Source organism: Microcoleus sp. MON1_C5, from assembly GCF_036701875.1.
Classification (GTDB): domain Bacteria; phylum Cyanobacteriota; class Cyanobacteriia; order Cyanobacteriales; family Microcoleaceae; genus Microcoleus.
The window spans coordinates 1-18456 of sequence record NZ_JAUBRN010000019.1; the positions used below are offsets into that span (position 1 = coordinate 1).

The 18456-nt window shown below is 44.9% G+C and carries 14 protein-coding genes and 1 pseudogene; 4 read left to right on the forward strand and 11 right to left on the reverse strand.

All coding sequences use genetic code 11. From position 1 onward, the window contains the following. From QUA71_RS11710 to cynS, 3 genes and pseudogenes are all read right to left on the reverse strand, one after another. Window positions 1-195 (reverse strand): annotated as a pseudogene (locus QUA71_RS11710) (hypothetical protein); the annotation flags it as partial. Window positions 196-250: 55 nt separating this feature from the next. Further along, complete coding sequence (gene clpX, locus QUA71_RS11715) at window positions 251-1633, reverse strand: ATP-dependent protease ATP-binding subunit ClpX (RefSeq protein WP_333285050.1); 1383 nt, start codon at window positions 1631-1633, stop codon at window positions 251-253. A 227-nt stretch (window positions 1634-1860) separates the two neighbouring features. Then, window positions 1861-2304 (reverse strand): cyanase, encoded by a 444-nt coding sequence (cynS, locus tag QUA71_RS11720; RefSeq protein WP_190662463.1) that lies wholly within the window; start codon window positions 2302-2304, stop codon window positions 1861-1863. A gap of 454 nt (window positions 2305-2758) precedes the next feature. Here cynS and QUA71_RS11725 point away from each other — a divergent pair, with 454 nt between their 5' ends. The 4 genes from QUA71_RS11725 to QUA71_RS11740 all read left to right on the forward strand — a co-directional run bounded on the left by QUA71_RS11725 (window position 2759) and on the right by QUA71_RS11740 (window position 8925). Then, complete coding sequence (locus tag QUA71_RS11725; protein WP_190662465.1) at window positions 2759-3103, forward strand: slr1659 superfamily regulator; 345 nt, start codon at window positions 2759-2761, stop codon at window positions 3101-3103. Between the two features lie 147 nt (window positions 3104-3250). Continuing rightward, window positions 3251-5389 carry an ATP-binding protein gene (locus QUA71_RS11730; RefSeq protein WP_333285053.1) on the forward strand — a complete coding sequence of 713 codons (2139 nt, stop codon included), beginning with the start codon at window positions 3251-3253 and terminating at the stop codon, window positions 5387-5389. Between the two features lie 507 nt (window positions 5390-5896). Continuing rightward, window positions 5897-6208, forward strand: coding sequence for a hypothetical protein (locus tag QUA71_RS11735; protein ID WP_333285055.1), 312 nt, complete (start codon window positions 5897-5899; stop codon window positions 6206-6208). 131 nt (window positions 6209-6339) lie between these two features. Continuing rightward, on the forward strand, window positions 6340-8925 hold the full coding sequence (locus QUA71_RS11740; protein WP_333285057.1) for a PAS domain S-box protein: 2586 nt from the start codon (window positions 6340-6342) through the stop codon (window positions 8923-8925). A 93-nt stretch (window positions 8926-9018) separates the two neighbouring features. On the opposite strand, the gene QUA71_RS11745 is transcribed toward QUA71_RS11740, so the two are convergent. From QUA71_RS11745 to QUA71_RS11780, 8 genes are all read right to left on the reverse strand, one after another. Then, window positions 9019-9480, reverse strand: a complete 462-nt coding sequence (locus tag QUA71_RS11745; protein ID WP_190738598.1) for a VOC family protein — start codon at window positions 9478-9480, stop codon at window positions 9019-9021. 492 nt (window positions 9481-9972) lie between these two features. Next, on the reverse strand, window positions 9973-10458 hold the full coding sequence (locus tag QUA71_RS11750; protein ID WP_333285059.1) for a glutathione peroxidase: 486 nt from the start codon (window positions 10456-10458) through the stop codon (window positions 9973-9975). Between the two features lie 292 nt (window positions 10459-10750). After that, a complete protein-coding gene (locus QUA71_RS11755) occupies window positions 10751-11644 on the reverse strand; it encodes a DUF2382 domain-containing protein (protein ID WP_333285061.1) in 894 nt (297 codons plus the stop codon). A gap of 221 nt (window positions 11645-11865) precedes the next feature. Further along, window positions 11866-12720 (reverse strand): DUF2382 domain-containing protein, encoded by an 855-nt coding sequence (locus QUA71_RS11760; protein WP_333285063.1) that lies wholly within the window; start codon window positions 12718-12720, stop codon window positions 11866-11868. A 390-nt stretch (window positions 12721-13110) separates the two neighbouring features. Then, window positions 13111-13626, reverse strand: a complete 516-nt coding sequence (locus tag QUA71_RS11765; RefSeq protein ID WP_333285066.1) for a DUF1499 domain-containing protein — start codon at window positions 13624-13626, stop codon at window positions 13111-13113. Between the two features lie 68 nt (window positions 13627-13694). After that, complete coding sequence (locus QUA71_RS11770) at window positions 13695-15353, reverse strand: adenylate/guanylate cyclase domain-containing protein (protein WP_333285068.1); 1659 nt, start codon at window positions 15351-15353, stop codon at window positions 13695-13697. Further along, on the reverse strand, window positions 15328-17898 hold the full coding sequence (locus tag QUA71_RS11775) for a response regulator (protein WP_333285070.1): 2571 nt from the start codon (window positions 17896-17898) through the stop codon (window positions 15328-15330). Before QUA71_RS11775 ends, QUA71_RS11770 begins: the two co-directional genes overlap by 26 nt. Then, the gene (locus QUA71_RS11780) at window positions 17895-18287 is read right to left on the reverse strand and encodes a response regulator (protein ID WP_190662486.1); all 393 of its coding nucleotides are present in this window, start codon (window positions 18285-18287) and stop codon (window positions 17895-17897) included. Before QUA71_RS11780 ends, QUA71_RS11775 begins: the two co-directional genes overlap by 4 nt. Between the last annotated feature and the right edge of the window lie 169 nt (window positions 18288-18456).

An 18456-nucleotide genomic window follows, 5' to 3' on the forward strand; every position in this document is an offset into this window, starting at 1 on the left:
AACATGGCTCAAGCTCAACGTCTTGCTGGCTTTAATTTTAACATCCTCAAAGACTTGTTTAGAATGAAATAGCCCTGCTATTATGCCAGCCATAACCGCGCTGTAAATTGCAATCCTCGGCAGCAAACTGGATACTGGCAATCTCGATTTTTTACTGACTTTAGCTACATTGACTGACATTTTTTTAACTGTCATAAAGTAAATTTGCCAAGCTTGTAGGGTGCGCCACAAGCACCCTACAAACTATAAATTATGCAGTTTCGTGCTGTTTGCGCCATGCGGGGTGCCACAGCAATTCGGCAGTCGATCGCTTCTCGACCATCTCAGGAGTAATCATACAGTGAGCCACATCCTTGCGAGAAGGCAACTCGTACATGACATCGAGCATTAACTCCTCTAAAATGCTGCGGAGAGCTCTCGCGCCAGTTTTGCGACGATAGGCCTCCTGGGCGATCGCCCGTAGCGCTTCCGGCTGGAATTCCAACTCCACGCTGTCCATCTTCAACAGCTTTTGATACTGCTTCACCAGCGCATTCCGGGGCTCAGTCAATATCTGCATCAAAGCTGCTTCATCCAGCGGCGAAATCACCGTCACCACCGGAATCCGCCCGACAAACTCAGGAATCAAACCAAACTTGACTAAATCGTCGGGCTGTACCTGCTGCAAAATATCAGCCGCCCGCTTGTCTTTCGCCGGCAAAGTCGAGTTGCTGTCGCTTTCTGTTGGCTGAATAAAGCCCAAGGATTTTTTACCCAAACGCTGTTCAACTATTTTTTCCAAACCGACAAAAGCACCGCCACAAACAAATAGAATTTTGCTAGTGTCAACTTGAATAAAATCTTGGTAAGGATGTTTGCGGCCGCCTTGTGGGGGCACGTTAACCACTGTTCCTTCCAACATTTTTAGCAGCGCTTGCTGTACTCCTTCTCCTGATACATCTCTAGTGATCGAAGTGTTTTCGCTTTTGCGAGCAATCTTGTCAATTTCATCAATATAAATAATGCCACGCTGCGCCGCTTCAACATCAAAATCCGACATTTGCAACAGCCGCAGCAAGATATTTTCTACATCGTCGCCGACATATCCAGCTTCTGTCAGAGTCGTCGCATCGGCTACCGCAAACGGCACTTCGAGCATTTGCGCCAAACTTTGCGCTAACAAAGTTTTGCCACAACCTGTGGGGCCCACTAGGAGGATGTTGGATTTTTGCAGTTCTACATCGCTGTCAGGGGAAGACTTGTCGCTATCTTTAGCTTGGTCAACGCTCAAGCGCTTGTAGTGGTTGTAAACTGCTACAGAAAGGACTTTTTTTGCTGAATGCTGGCCGATGACGTGGTTGTCTAAATGCTGCTTAATCTCTGTTGGTTTCGGAATTTGAGCTAAAACGATTTTCGATTTATTCGATCGACCCGGGCGCCGCGTTCCTTGTCCCTGAGACTCTCGCACCTCTGATTGGGGAATCTGTTGACCAATTGTTTTACTGGAGTCAAAGAACTCCTCCTCTAAAATTTCATTGCACAGTTCCACGCATTCATCGCAAATGTAGACGCCGGGCCCAGCGATTAACTTGCGGACGTACTCTTGCGACTTGCCGCAAAACGAGCATCTGAGATGGGAGTCATATTTTGACATATTTGCCTCTTACTTTACGGTTGCGGTTGCTTGTTTCGACTGGGGAAGTTGCCGCGGGAGCGACCTTAGCTTTGCCCTAGAAGGGTTTCCCGAGCGGACACCCAAGCCAGTCAAGCTTCGCGATCTCTATTTCTAAGTTAACACTTTTGAGGCTTCAGTCATTAGTCATGAGTCATTCGAGCAAATTTGAATTTTTATTTTTCACTTGAAAGTAAAGCGGCCCGGGCTTACCATTTTTTGTATTCCAAAAATTTTCCCGACATAATTATTTTCACTCGATCGCCTTTTGGGTCTGCTTCTTTCTCGACATCCATAGTAAAGTCGATCGCGCTCATAATCCCGTCACCAAATTTTTCCTGTATCACTGCTTTGAGCGGCATCCCGTAAACCTGAATTATTTCATAGAATCGATAAAGCAGAGGGTCAACTGGAACCGAGGCATCCAAAGAACCTTTTAACGGAGGTTCACAGAGAACCGCAGCCGTCTTGCTATCTAGTCCCAAAGCCGAGACAATTTTCTCGGCTTCCTCTTCTGATGCGGTAGCTTGACGGTAAATAACCGCAGCAATCCAAACTTCGTCGCGCCCCAAAACTTTTTCCAAATCTGCAAAACTAATTCCCTTAGCTTTTTTAGCCGCCAAAAGCTTTTCTGTAATTCCTGAAATTGCCATTAAATATTCTCCCTTTCACTTCAGTGTCAGATGTGCAATATGTCTCACATTTTGGTGATTTTGTCAATACTAATTTGAGAATAAAAATCGAATTGATAGCTCGGAACTTCAGCAAAAGTTGGTCTCGTTAACCCCCACAACTCATACAATTTGAGATTTGAGATTTGAGATGTTAGATTGGCAATGACTGATGACTACTAGGGTTGAGAGCTAGTCAACAGTTGCATTCTTTTTGCCAACTGGTACCACAACTGATACAACTGAGAAATCCTAAAATAACTCATAACAGCCCTGCGACAATGGTACAGTTGGCAGTATATGTAATAAAAGTTACACACGCAAAGGCCTTCGGCATTCGGCAAACGGCTGAATTTTGATCGTGCTAGCCTGAAGCTCAATCCTCGCTCACGCAGGCAAAGCCCCTTTACACTCAAAACCGGCAACTGACAAAAGTATGGAGATTCAGACCAAAGATTACACGCTCCAGTACGATCGCGCTACGCAAACAGTCACCTGTAGCGGCTCGTTCCGACTCAGCCAGGTGGAAGAATACGCACCGATCGTCGATCTGCTCAACGAAGTGGCTGACTCCTGCCCAAACACGGTGACTCTAGACTTGCGAAAGCTAGAATTTTTAAATAGTTCTGGAATGAATATTGTCTCAAAATTTGTGATCAAAGTGCGCCAGCAAAAAAATATTCAAATCGCCATCAAAGGTTCTAAACAGATCCCCTGGCAGATAAAATCCCTGAAAAACTTGCAGAGGCTGATGCCTTCCTTGCACTTAGAATTGGAATAGTAGCGAAAAAGGTAAAGATGAATCCCCGGCTAAGTCCGGGAACCAGGATGAGGGTGGCTGAAGTTAATCGGAATAAGTCATAGTTAAACTAGCACAAAACCGTAAAAAACTTCAGAACAGACTAAAAATTACCAATTTTCAATTGCTATGCAGGAAGAACCATCGACAGAACAGCTACTTTTCGACGTTCAGCGGCTGAGTGCGGAACTTGAAAACTTGAAGCGCGAAAAGGTTGACCTAGAACTTTTGCTGGAGACTACCACCGAACATTCAGATACGATGGAAGCTCACTTGCTGAGCAAAGCTGAGTTGGCGCTGCGTTCAAGCGAAGAGCAGTTTCGGGCGATCGCCTCGGCAACTCCCGTGCCGATATTAGTTTCTCGCCTCTGTGACGGCTTAATTATGTATGCGAACGCTCAATTGGCTTCTCTCCTGAACATACCCCTAGAAAAATTGATCGGCTGCAGCACTCCAGACTTTTACTTCAACCCCGCCGATCGCCCAAAGGTACTTGAGGCACTTGCTCAAAACGGATACCTCCAAAACTACGAACTCCACTGCAAAAAATCAGACGGCACCGCTTTCTGGGCGATGATCTCGGTTCAGTCGCTGGTGTTTAACGGGCAGCAGACGGCATTGTGCGCCTTGTACGACCTCACCCAGCGCAAGGAAGCAGAACAAACCCTCCAAGAGAGCGAAAAGCGGCTCCGCCGCCAGAGTTTGGCTTTGTTGCAGCTAGGTCGGCAGAGGACTCTCAATAGCGGTGCGCTGAATGTGGGAATTCGCGAAATTACCGAGGCTGCAGCCCGGACTTTGGATGTGGAAAAAGTCAGCGTCTGGCTTTACAACCAGGGAAGATTTGGAACTCGCTACCCGAGCGATCCCCAGCTAAATTTTACCGAGAGAGTGCTCGCCCACAGCCAAACAGGGCCACTCGATAAAGAGGCCGCTGCCCCAGAGCAAGACGAGGGGGTTAATCATTCTAAGTTTAAAACCCCCAACCTCAAATTAGTTTGTCTCGACTTGTACGATCGCACCCAGGAGAATCATTTGAGCCGGGAGTCCATATCGGCAAGCGATTTAAATTTATCAAGTTTAGATGTTGAAGGCGACGCACCGGGCGAAAATTTGCGATCGGACAATGCTTTAGAACCTACGACAAAGACTCAAAAATCTCTACAAACAGATTTGTCCCACTCATCTTCGGTAGCCGAACATTCCGCTGTGCTGCCAAATGCCAGCAAGCCCAATTCATCCATATTAAATGTAGCAATTAGGCTCGGCGGGCAGATCGTGGGCATCCTCTCTCTCGAACATATCGGCGCGCCCCGCCAGTGGGCTCTGGAGGAGCGCACCTTTGCTGATTCTTTGGCAAATTTGGTAGCGCTGGCGATCGAAGGATTTGAGCGCCAGCGGGCTCAGGAAGCACTCTCCAAAGCCAAAGCGCAGCTAGAAATGACCGTCGATCAGCGCACCGCTCAACTCACCACCGCCAATAAACTGCTCCGCATCGAAATTGCCGAGCGCAAAAGAGCCGAAATAGCCTTGCAAGAAGCCTTACACAAAGCTGAAGCAGCTTCCAGAGCTAAAAGCACTTTTTTAGCCAATATGAGCCACGAGCTGCGGACACCGCTAAACGCGATTATCGGTTACAGCGAAATGCTACAAGAAGAAGCACGGGAATCGGGACTCGAAGACATCATTCCCGATACCCAAAAAATTTATAACGCCGGCAAACATTTGCTGACTTTAATTAACGATATTCTAGACCTTTCTAAGATAGAAGCCGGTCGGATGGAGCTTTATTTAGAAAAATTTGACCTCAGTAATTTAATAGAAGAAGTCGTTGCAACTTTGCACCCTTTGGTCGAAAAAAATCACAATCAATTGCAAGTTTCTTGCTCTGAAAATTTGGGAGTGATGTATGCAGATTTGACTAAAGTCCAGCAAATTCTGTTTAATTTGCTATCCAATGCCCTGAAGTTTACCGAAGGTGGAACGGTGCTGTTGAGCGCGACTCGCGAACCAGCAGGCGGGAGCGATTGGGTTTATTTGCAGGTATCTGATACGGGGATTGGAATGTCGGCCGAACAGCAGCAGGGTTTGTTTGAACCTTTTATTCAAGGGGACGCTTCGACTACTCGCAAGTACGGCGGCACCGGTTTAGGATTGGCCATTAGCCGCTTGTTTTGTCAGATGATGGGCGGCGATATCACGGTTGAGAGTCAGTTGGATGTTGGCTCTACTTTTACTGTTCACTTAAAGGCAGAAGTTGATATTAGTTAAAAGTAAGTTTGGCAACTAGAAATGTAGGGGATTTAAGGGATTTAACGGGTGGGGTTTTGCCAGGAATTTTGTACCGAATTTAACGGATTTAACGGATGGCAAAAGAGGGAATAATTTCCCAATTACCCATTCCCCCCTTACCAATTAGCCATTACCAATTACCCATTCGCTTTTTAATTGTGACACCGATCGCGATCGACCTCTGTTGTCGATCACACAGTAGCATTTTTTTTCAGCCTAGAATACGTATATTATCCCAAAATTGTCCTGCAGGCACGATCGGGCGCCTCGCTGCATTTACAAATCCCACCTCAACCTAATTAAGGGGGTGGGGGGTTGCTTCCAGAAGGGCAATTTGGTAAAAGTAATGCTATGGTCGCGAAGCAGTAGAAGGCAAAAGTTAACAGGAAATCAGGAAGTTTCAAAAGTCTCTGGACGCAGAAACACAATTCTGCTTTTTACCTTCATACTGCTTCTACAGGCGAGATAGCACTGCTGCTGAAAGCAATGCACAATTTCTCAGAATCAAAGGAGTGCATCTACATGATTAAACCTTGCAGTCAACCGCTACAAATAAATCCTTTTACTTGTTATCGCGATCCGGCTACAGGCAGGTGGACTACTGTAGTTACAAGTGTTCCAAACACTTGCGAAACAGACTCTAGTTTAAAAGCAGAAGCCGAAGGCGAAAACGAAGGTAAAGCAGAAACGATCCTTTCTGCTCCGCCTGCTGTCTCGGTGTCGAAAAAAGTCCTTTCTTTCTCCGTGCCTCAGTTTAAACACCGTGCCAAAAAATCTGCTGTTAGTGTCAGCAGGTAGCTATCGCAGGGGTCTAATCTAGTTTCCACGGTTAGTCCCCGGCGCTCGTCAAACCAAACAAAACAAACTTATCCATAGCCTAAACAGCCAAAAAGCGATATACTGGCAGCAAACTTTCTCCTTCAATATCCGTGAAGTATTTGCTCGATCGCTGCCTCCGCTTTGTATGGACAGAGCGACCAATTCGCCAGCGGGGAACAGTCATCATTGCTATTCCCATGATTCTTCTGTTTGCTTCGCTGCTAGCAATTGCACGCCTCCGGGAGATTACTCTAGGGATAAGAGAGCGAGCAGATACTAATAGGGAAATACTTCAGGAAACTAACCGCTTGTTAACCCTCGTGGTGGATGCGGAAACGGGCATTCGAGGTTACGGGTTGACGAAGCGCCCCGAATTTCTCTCACCCTACTCAGAAGCCAAGAAGAGTTTGCCTCCGCTACTGGCTGAACTCAAGGTTATGCTTCAAGAAAACAAACTGCAAGCTCAGCGATTTGAAGGTATAAAAAAAAGTACCGAAGAGCATATAAATTTCTTGCAAAACACTTTGAATAAGCTCGACAGTTCGGCAACAAGCGTGCAGTCGCCGGAAATAATTGAGGTGTTCACTCAAGGCAAATTGAGGAGGGATAACCTGCGCGCAAGAATTAATACCTTTTATGAGGCCGGCGAAGCCTACCAGAAAGATCTAGATCAGCAAAGACGAGGTTTGATAGATTTCACTAATTTTGTGCAAGTTGCGGGTTTGCTTTCCGGCTGTTTGGGTGCAGGGGCTTCCTGGTATTTATTTGATAGTTTAGAGAAGGAATTGAGGAAGCGCGAAGCTGGCTTGCAAGAAAGTAAAACTCGCATTCAAGCTGTAGTAGACAATGCGGCTGACGGTATTATTACTTTGGACGCACAGGGAAATATTGAGTCTTTTAATAGGGCAGCAGAAGAGATTTTTGGCGAGAAAGCCGATCGAATAATTGGCTCAAACCTGCGGCGGCTGATATCTCAACCGCAGCCGTACAGCAGCGTGGGGGATTATTCAATCGAATATTTTGTGTTACATCCCGATACTACGCTGAAGACTTACCAGCAAGAAACAGTTGGACTTCGCCACGACGGAACTAAGTTTCCGATGGAATTGGCTGTCAGCGAAATGCGTCTGGCCGATCAACACTTGTTTATTGCAATTTGCCGCGATGCCAGAGGACGGAAACAAGCCGAGGAAACTCTGCGAAAGCAAGCGCAAATGCTGGATTTGGCAAACGATACGATCGCGGTACTAGACTTGAACGGGGCGATTTCTTATTGGAATTCGGGGGCGAAGTGGCTCTACGGCTGGCGGAAGTCGCAAGCCATAGGAAAAAATATTCACAAGCTTTTACAAACAGAATGGACTCAACCTTTTGAGGTAATTCAAAAAGTATTTTTCGAGCAGGGTTCTTGGCAAGGAGAACTGGTGCGAACCAAGAAAGACGGCACAAAAATAACGGTGGCAAGCCGATGGACTTTGCAGCATGACGATCAAGATCAACCCGTGGCTATTTTGGAAATCAGCAACGATATTAGCGATCGCAAACGCTCAGAAATTGCTTTGGCCCAAAGCGCGCAGCGGTTTCGCGCTACTTTTGAGCAGGCGGCAGTCGGCATGGTTCAAACCAGTGTGGAAGGCAAATTTCTGTTAGTCAATCAAAAACTTTGCGAAATTTTGGGATACAGCCGCCAAGAATTGGGGGAGAAAAGATTTCACGACATTACTTGGCCCGGAGATTTGGCAAGCGAACTGGAACTTTTGCGCCAATTATTAGCAGGAGAAATTGAAAATTTCTCTCTGGAAAAGCGCTACATCTGCAAAGATGGAGAGTTGGTGTGGGCAAACTTAACGGTTTCGCTGCTGCGAGAACAAGATGGCAGTCAGTTTCTGATGGGTGTGGTAGAAGATATTAGGGAGCGCAAAAAAGTAGAGGAATCCCTGCGGTTGCGCGCTCAAGAATTGAGGTTGACAGCCCAAAATCTGGCTCAAACCACGAATGTTTTAAGAAAGCGGAATCAAGAATTAGACCAGTTTGCTTATGTAGTTTCTCACGATTTGAAAGCGCCGCTCAGGGCGATCGCAAATCTCAGCAGTTGGATAGAAGAAGACCTCAGCGAGTCGATGACAGAGGATACTCTGCACCAAATGAACCTGCTGCGCGGCAGAGTTCACCGGATGGAAGGTTTGATTGAGGGACTGCTGCAATATTCCCGCGTCGGACGGATTCAAGTGCCTTCAGAAATGGTAAAAGTTGAGAATTTATTAGCAGAAATTATTGATTCGTTGGCGCCGCCGCCTGAATTTGAGGTGAAAGTTGAACCGGGAATGCCAACTTTTGTCACCGAAAAATTGCCGCTACAGCAGGTTTTTTCTAATTTAATTAGCAACGCAATTAAGCATAACCGAGCTGAATCGGGTTCTGTAAAAATATCGGTTAAAGAGTTAGATAATTTTTACGAGTTTTCTGTAGAGGATGACGGGCCGGGGATTGCTCCTCAATATCACGATAAAGTTTTTGTGATTTTTCAGACCTTGGAAGCTCGCGATAAAGTAGAAAATACTGGGATTGGTTTGTCGCTGGTGAAAAAAATTGTCGAAGGTCAAGGGGGCAGTATTTCCCTCGAATCTGCCGAAGGTGAGGGAGCAACTTTTCGGTTTACTTGGCCGAAGCAACCTATTAGCCAAGATGGAAAATAAAACAACTTTAAAGGTAGGATGTTTGCGGATCGCCGCGCTCCACAGAGTAAATGTAGGGTGTACCCGGACTGCCAAGAACCAGATAGCGACTGTTTAAACTGCATCACAACGGATTTCGATGATAAATCCATCAGGATCGTAAAAGTAAATGCCGCGTCCTGTAGCGCGAGTGACGGGGCCGCTGTCGATCGCAATTTGATTTGACTTTAGCACTTCCAGAGCGCGATCGAACAAATCCGGCTCTATATCGAAGGCTAAGTGGTTGGCGCGGGTAAAAGCTTTCTCCGGGTCTGGGTTTGGCGGTTCTAAGTCGGGCTGCCAAAATAAGTCAATAACTGTGCCGTCAGGGGTAACGAAATTCGCGACTTTACCAGCGGCTACCATTTCTGTTAAAGTTGCGGGAATTTCTGCACCTGTTAGTTCGTGCAGGCCGAGAATTGTACCGTAGAAGTGGCGGGAAGCTTTCATGTCGCGCACGTTTAAAGCGATATGGTGAACGCGGCGCAAATTCCCCGGCGCGAGGGCAATTTTGACGTTGTTTTGGGTAGTTTGCATGATTTTCAATTGCGAATGTTCAAATTGAATGTAGTTCGATTTATTCAGATCCTCTGCTGTAAAATAAGCATTTTAAGTGGGTAGTGAGGGCTGGAACCCTCCGATTTCTAGGAGGACTTCAGTCCTCGCTACAAAGACTTTTATTCAGGTCGTGCGATCGCACATCATATCGATTAGTATTATTTTTCTTTAGGAAACGATCCCACGCCTACAAATAGCATTGCCAGACCACCTGCCAGAATTGCGAAGGCAAGTAAACCTACCACTAAATCTAATCCCGATGTATTTTCCATTAAATTAAACCGTTCTCCAATTAAATACAATTATCGGTATTTGTTCATGGTTGAGTGCTTGCACACAATGGGGAAGATCGTAAGAAAAAAATTAGCTCTTAACTTCTTAGAAAAAAAGCCTATTAATTTCTTCCGTCTTCCCTAAACATCCATCCGTTAAATCCGTTAAATTCGGTACACTGCTTATTTGCCGAACTGCTTATTTTGCCAATTCTCGATCGATAGCAGCGATCAGTTCGGGCGAATCGGGGCCAACACTGCTGCGGAATCTAGCAACCACTTCACCCTGTTTGCTAACTAAGAATTTCTCAAAATTCCAGGAAACCTCACCCTTGGGATCGACTGCATTCGTAAGCTTAGCGTACAGCGGGTGCTGCTGAGTGCCTTTAGCGCGTACTTTGTCAAATAATTCAAAGGTGACGCCGTATTTTGTAGTACAAAAATTGACGATTTCTGGATTACTTCCGGGTTCTTGACCTCCGAAGTCGTTACAGGGAAATCCTAAAACACGGAGTCCAGCCGCGCTGTACTTCTGGCTCAATTCTTCGAGCCCTTTGTATTGAGGTGTATAACCACATTTGGAAGCTACATTAACTATCAAGAGTACCTGGCCAGCGTACTCTCCTAGCTGCTTGTCTTCGCCTGCGATCGTTTTTACTTTAATGTCGGAGATTGTGCTGGGCATTTTCAAATACTTTTAAATTTGACCACCACAATTTTACCGCAATTCGCTACAATTTTGTCTAGAGGTCGATTGCTAAAAATTTCAATATCCCTGTGGGGGCGGGTTGACGGATCTCGCACTTACATTACAGATATGGGTGAACCCGCCCCTACCAAAATTACGGTTAATTTACCGAACACGATCTCTTAGTAGAAGGCGGTGAACTTTCTCCCCAGCACGACTCGCCACAGTCCGCTCTTAGATTTAAGTTTCTCCCTAATAGCTAAAATCTACACCCAAAAGGACGAATATTTTAACTCTCTGAGTGGTGTTCCGTCATCCATTTTTGGTAAGTATCCTCAAGTTGCTTGTCTTCCAGAACGAGTTCTAGGCGGACTTTGACGCAACCGTGACGGGGTTGAGAGGCGATCGAATTTAAGATCTTGCTAGCTTTCTGGACAGAGGTAAATTCAGCCTTAACTGTCGGTTCTTGCCGATCGCTCTTAATCTCCGTCAAATCTATACCGGTGATGTTTCCCTCACCTAAATCTATTTCGGCCAACACCTTCGGATCGTCGCCGACTTGTTCGACAATCAGCTTTTCCCACTGGATGGGTACTTGGACCATCCTAGTTTCAATTTCTTTACGCACTATGACTTCGCCGACTTTGCGCTTGCTGCGATTGATCACCAATCGTTCTTCTAGCAGGCGAATTACTTCTTGATCGACAATATCGAAGTTTTCCTCATCCTGATCTGTCTCCAAATTTGCATCTGTGCGATCGGCATCTGTTAGATTTGACATATCTGTTGAGGGATTGGTTAATTCACTGTTGTTAAATTCACTAGGCGTTTCAGAGGCATTTTCTAAATACGGATTACCCCCATTTGCCGAAACTATCGGCAGCAGATCGACTTGATCCGAATTAATAGTTACAAACAGCGACTTTTGGTGATAATCGACTTTTTTGAGCAGCTTAATACTTAATAAAAAAGTGCGGGGATTTTCGCTACCTAGTCCGGCTACTACAAAGTTTAACTGACCTTTAGCATCAAAATAGACATCTTTAATTTTGCCTACCAAGTGACCTTTGTTGTCTTTGACGGTAAAACTTTTTAGCTTAGTTCTGACTTTTTCAGGCACCCGGTTGAGACGGGTGATTGATTTGGCAGTTGCTATCTTTTCTGCTGATGCTTGACCGTTCATTTTTTAAACTTTCCTGCTTAGGGATTTTTATTATGAAGTGGTAAGGGGAAATTGGTAAAGGCGGGGAAAGGGCATCAACTTTGCCAAAACTAGACAAGTGTTGTACCCCCGCCCCCGCTCACATAGGAATTGCGCGATCGCTACCCATCAAATCAAGCCCGCGCCCTGACAGAATTATGTCATTAAGGCGAAATTCCTATGCAATACCTGTTGCGGTTGGTTTAGATATTTTTATTATCTACAACCGCAGTTCCATCGGTCTTAACCTCTAATTCTTCACGACGCAAGGTTTCTTCGCCCTCAACAGTGGTGCGAACAACTTCTTTTCTGACGTTGACTTCTTCCCGGACGAAAGCTTCCTTGTGGATGTCGGCCGTTTCTTCGTAGACTTCCATGCGTGCAACTTCCCCTGATTGGAAGTCAGCCTCACCGACTGAAACTACTCGACCCGCTTCTACCGGGGTTACTCGATCGATTACGACTCGTTCTTTTTCAATGGGGACTGAAGCTCGCGCTGTTTCAGTTTCGACGCGCTTGCCCACTGTTACTTCGCCTGTTTTTGCGCGGTGTTTGTTGGCAATCAAGCGTTCTTCATAAAGCTTGAGATTTTGGTGCTGCTGTTCGTTGGTTTCGTAGAGGGGGCGGTCCATATCGTAGTTGTAGCTGCTGCGATCGTAGCTAGACGCAGTTGCAGTGCTTGGAGCGGCAGTTTCTTGATTGCGGTAGACGCCTCTTACCTGTTCTTCGCGATCGTAATCTACTGCTTCTAATTCATTGTAAGCCGGCAATTGTTCTGCTTGAGCTTTGTTGCGAAGGCCTGTGGCGTGGACGCGACGGGCTCCGTAGTCGAAGCGAGCCGAACCGATGGGCAACAATACTTTTTTGCCAAAAATCCAAATACCGGTATCAATTACCAGATAGCGGAAACGACCAGTGTCATCAACCAAAGCATCATAAACAGTGCCTACTTTTTCATCAGAGTCGCCAGCATAAACATCAAATCCCTTGATGTCGTCTCCAGCAAAGATCTCTTCCTGATAGTTAGGATAAAATTCTGCTAATTTTTGAAGTGCCATGTATTTTTTCCTCTTTGCTCTACTTACATTAATAGTAGAAATTAATTCGTTCAGTTCCCTCTCCCTAAAGTCAGAAGTGTATAATTTAGGTTGTTTAATACTATAGGAATACTACGGCATCTCTTCTGGTGTGGTAGCGCACTCAGCTATTTTAAATATTCTAAAACTTTACAATCGTCAATCTTATAACAAGTATTAAAACTCAAAGCCAACCGTAGGGACACCGCATTGCTGTGTCCTACTCCCCCTCCAGGAGACTCCTTCGCGGTGTACCTACTGTTAATAATTGTTAACTAGATGGTGAAAAATCAACATTACATAGTATTAGCCAAATATCAAAGCCCCTCATCTTGCAGGAGAGGGGCTTGCGGAAAGCTAGAAATTTTAAGTTCAGAGTTGATTGAATTGAGTTCTGATAGCTTCTATCCGACTGCGGTTAACTCCCATATCCGACTCTCCCAGACGCGAAGCCGATCGCACATGGATGACTTTTGCTTCATCATCTACCAAAAATTCAACGTCATCAACAAACCCCATCAAAGCACTGGTGAACTCCGCATAGAGGTAATTATCAGTTGCCGTGATAATTTTAGTTTTTCCATAGGAGTCGATCGCCCCTTGGAGCTTTACCATCGCTTCACTCTGGGACGAAGTGTATCCCAAAGGCTCAATTTTGTGTTCGGCATCTTGACTGAAGCTGCTGACGCAGTTGGGGGAACTCGGGCACGCTGCGAGTTTTCCTGACTGAATGCCGATATTGGCAGGTCTTGTTCCAGCAAACATTGTTTTTTCTCCTGGAATAGCGATAAAACTAGCGATCGACAGTACCGCTACTGCTAGCAGCGATATTAAAATAACCAGAACTTTTTTCCATGCTGTCGGGGATTTTGTTTCAAATGTTTGCAAAGGATTAGCCCTCCTAAAAGTATAAATGCGGTCTAATTTTCATCTTAATTTAAATTAACATCAAAAAATTAAAAAGATTTCTTTTGTTCTTCAATTAACCAGTAAGTCAGCATTCTTCCTTTACCTTTAATCGGGATATAACCCCGTTTTTCCAAAACAAACTGCTCTTTCAAACGCTCGTAAGTGGCCGCCGTCACTTGAATTTTACCAGGCAATCCGTTAGATTCCATGCGTGAAGCAACATTAACAGTATCCCCCCACAAATCATAGCTAAATTTACTAATCCCAATAATTCCAGCCACCACCGAACCGCTGTCAATTCCGAGCCTCAATTGAAAATTTTCTCCCATTTTGGCATTAAACCTCCTCAAAGCTGCCTGCATCTCCAAAGCTAAAAGTGCGATCGCCTCAGAGTGATCCTCCCGCGGCGTCGGCAAACCCCCAACCACCATGTAAGCATCCCCAATCGTCTTAATCTTTTCCAACCCGTGCAATTCAGATAACCTATCGAACTCCGAGAAAATCCCGTTCAAAATTTCTACCAACTGCGTCGGACTTTTGTGAGCCGAAAACTCTGTAAAACCCACCAAATCAGCAAACAAGACGCTCACCTCATCAAAATGATCCGCTATCAACTTTTGCTCTTTTTGCAAGCGATCTGCAATAGGTTTCGGTAAAATATTCAGCAGCAATTTCTCGGTTTGTCCTTGCTGCACTTTCAGCGCTGCTTCAGCTTGTTTCCGCTGAATCAACGAACCTAGCTGCGTAGCAACCGCGCTCACTAATTCCAACAAGCGCGGCTGACATTTCAGAACTTTTTCGCGATAGAAAATCAAAATAGCTAACACTTGGTTGTCCGCCAAAATTGGCACTCCAAAAGCCGCTTTCAATCCCACACTCACCGCAATTTCCGATCGTAAAAAAACTTGTTCCGGTGCAGTAGAAACATCATCGATCCACTCAGACTGCTGCGACTGCCAAATCCTGCCTGGGAGTCCCACACCGGGAGCAAAAATCAACTGCCAACTTGTTTGTCGGAATTGGGCAAACCTCAAGTCGCTGACGTACCTCCCTGTAGCGCATTTTAAAAAGCCCTCACTGCAAGGAATCCAAGCTTCGCCCAGATTCCATTCAATAGTTTTGCAAATTAAACCTAAAATCACATCTATAGCCGACTCAAAATCCTCAGATTTGCTAATAGCTTGAGTGGCCTGCAGCAGCAATCTTGTTTCCATTTCCACCTGGTGGCGTTCAGCGATTTCTTGGTGCAACTGGATATTTTGAGCGGTCAATTTTTGATTTTTTTGTTGCAATTGTATTTGCAATGAACGCACAGTAAGCTGATTGCTCACTCGCGCCAATACTTCTTTCACTTGAAAAGGTTTGGTGATATAATCTGATCCGCCCACTTCAAAAGCTTTTGCTTTATTTATTCCTTCTTCTAGCGCGCTGAGAAAAATGATGGGAATTTCCCTAAATTGCGGTTGTGATTTTAATTTTTTACATAGTTCGTAGCCGTCTATATCCGGCATCATAATATCGAGTAAAATCAAATCGGGTGCGCTAGATTGAATTGCATCTAACGCCGAAAAACCATTAGTAACTGGTCGAACTTTATAGCCATTTTTTTGCAAAAGTCTAATCAACAAACGCAGATTATCTGGCGTATCGTCAACTACTAAAATATCTGCTTGATAGTTTTCAGTTTGTTCCGCCTTCATCTGCATGATCTGATTCCTCCGCCTCGGCAATTAAATTGAGAATTTTCTGGTAATCAAAATTATCGAGATGACCCTGGAGGATTTCCGCCAATTCAGGATGAGGCTCCCTTATTTCGTCGATTGTCCTGACAATTAACTCAAAATCAGCACTGCGGATTACCTGCTTCATGTTGTCTATCCATTCTGCGGGAAGTGTAGGTAAATAAGCAAGCGCAGCATTAGGGAGGGAGTCAGATAAATTATTTCGATCGCCTGTTGAGATAAAGTCCGTTGAGTTAGAGTAGACATACTTCACCCCCAAGTGTTTGCTGAGGGTATCAAATATATCTGTTTTGCGGAAAGGTTTGCTAATAAAATCGTCGCAGCCGACTAATAAAGCAAACGATCGCTTTCCTTCAATTGTACTAGCTGTCAAAGCAATAATCTTCGGGAGCGCGGAGTCGGGATGGGAAATATCCATTTCCCCATTTCCTTGCTGCTCTTGCTCTCTCTGCTTGATTCTAGCCTTAATTTGTGTAGTAGCTTCGTAGCCGTCCATCACTGGCATTCGCACATCCATCAAAATTAAATGCGGATGCCAATTTTCCCACATTTCTATTGCTTCCTGGCCGTTGGTGGCTTGTTCCACCACGAAACCTAAAGGAGAAAGCATTTTGACTAAAAGTTGGCGGTTGTCTTCGCGATCGTCCACAATTAAAATCCGGTAGCACGGTTGATTGGGTTCCAACCCACTAACTTGGCGGTTAAGTTGCGGATCTGGAAGCTCAGCAGCATAAACTGCACCGACTGGAATTTCAAATTTAAAAGTGGTGCCGAGTTCCAGTTGACTTTCTACGACAATTTCTCCTCCCATCAGGCGGACAAATTGACGGCTGAGCTTCAATCCTAAGCCCGTACCTTTCTGATTTTTTTTACCGGAATCTGTTTGCACAAAAGCCTTAAAAATATTGCCCAATTCTTCTGGACTAATGCCAACTCCTGTATCTTCAATTTCAAACAGAAGGAAAAAAGCATACCCACTTGAATCCTCAGCCTCATCCCTCCATGGAAGCGTTGCCAAATCACTGCTACTTCTCGAAAAATCCCGAATACTTCTTGTGGTATCAAAGCAAGCTGTGGGACTATCCAATAAATCCAGAGATGCCGATTTTTCTAACTTTATAACTCTTAAGATGATTTCCCCTGTTTCCGTAAACTTAATCGCATTACTCAGAAGATTAATCAGCACTTGCCGCAGTTTAATATCATCGGTTCGCACGTACTGAGGAACGTCAGCATCGCGGTGGAAACGCAACTGCAACTCTTGATTCTCTACCCGCAGTTGAAACATATCTTGCAAATCGTCAAGCAAGCGGTAGAGGTCGAAGTTTTTCGGGTAGAGCGTCATCTGCCCCGCTTCGATTTTTGACAAGTCTAAGACTTCATTGATCAATGTCAGCAAGTGTTCGCCACTACGCCGAATAATTCTCATATTTTCTCGGTTTTCGACACTAAGATCCGGGCTGGGTTCCATGATTTGTGCAAAGCCGAGTATAGAATTGAGAGGGGTTCGTAACTCGTGGCTCATATTGGCCAGAAAGGTGCTTTTAGCTTTGTTTGCTGCTTCAGCAGCTAATGCGGCTTGTTGCAGTTGTTCTGTGCGTTCGTCAATTTGGGCTTCTAAGGTGTGGTGATATTCTGCTAGTATTTTTTCGGCTTGTTTGCGATCGCTAATATCTTGAAAAGCTGCGATCGCATAAACAATATTTCCGCTAGCGTCAAAAATCGGCGTGGTATTGATCTCGATCGCAATTCTTGTGCCATCTTGACGGATTTCTACATCGTCAACCTTGACAGATTCTCCTTTCAGTGTCCGCAAAATTGGCAGATTATGCGGCGGGTACAGCTCATCAGTATTGGCAACATAAAGTTGATAAGTGGCAGCTAATTGTTCCGCAGTGCTTTCCGGGATAGTGTCTGCACCCAGCAAATCCCGCGCTGCCTGGTTGAAATAGGCGATCGAGCCATCGGAATGATAAACAGATACCCCCACTGGCAAAGCTTCTAAAAATTGACTCAGGCGGCTTTCACTCGCAGACAGCGCCTCATTTACTAGCTTTAACTCCTCGTTTGCTTCTTGGCGCTTATGAATTTCATCTGTTAACTTTTGATCTTGCAAGTAACTGTGAACCGCTTCTACTACCGTTAATTTTAAGTCTTCATTTTGCCAAGGTTTAGGAATATAACGGTACAATTTAGCATACTTGATAGCATTACTCAGGGCTTCCAAATCTGCTTGCCCCGTGAGCATAATGGTCAGAGTTTCCGGCGAGTTCTCGTGAATTCTTCTGAGCAGTTCATCCCCTTTAATATCCGGCATGATATAATCGGAAAGCACCAAAGCAATCTCGTATTCATCTGCCTGCAAATCGGCCAGCAACTCTAAAGCATCAGCCCCCCCTTCAGCGGTTTCAATTATACACCGATCGCCGATCGCCTTTTTCAGTTCAATCTTTAAACTATTCAAAACGTCAGGTTCATCATCAATACAAACAATCACAGGTTTTTTCATAACTTAGCCAGCCCAGATTTTATAATCTCTATTAAGTCTTTGCTTTGCCAGGGTTTGTACAAACAACAGTATAAATCTGCTTCTTCTACTGCCCGCTGAACTGCCGCTGCATCAGCTTGTCCAGTCAACATCACTTTAATAATTTTAGGATACTTTTGGTGAACTTTAATTAAAAGTTCGTCACCTTTAATTCCCGGCATCAGCCAATCAGAAACAACCACAATCACCTGAGCTTTTTCTTGAAACTCCTCCAGTAAATCTAAAGCTTCATCCCCACTTTCAGCTAATTCATAAAAGTAATCATTTTTAAATTCATTTTTAAGCTGCATCTTGAGAGTATTCAAGATATCCGGTTCATCATCAACACAAAGAATTATAGGCTTATTCATCTTTTCTTATCTGCTTAAATTTTAGTAGGTTTACTGACATGACTTGCTTTTACATTATTTATTTCGGGCAAGGAAGCAGGATATCTGTCCCCTATCTTATTTTAATAGGACTTCCGAAGATCAACCCGGTTTCTTGTAATAAATCTTGTATTTGTCAGCGAGACAGCGA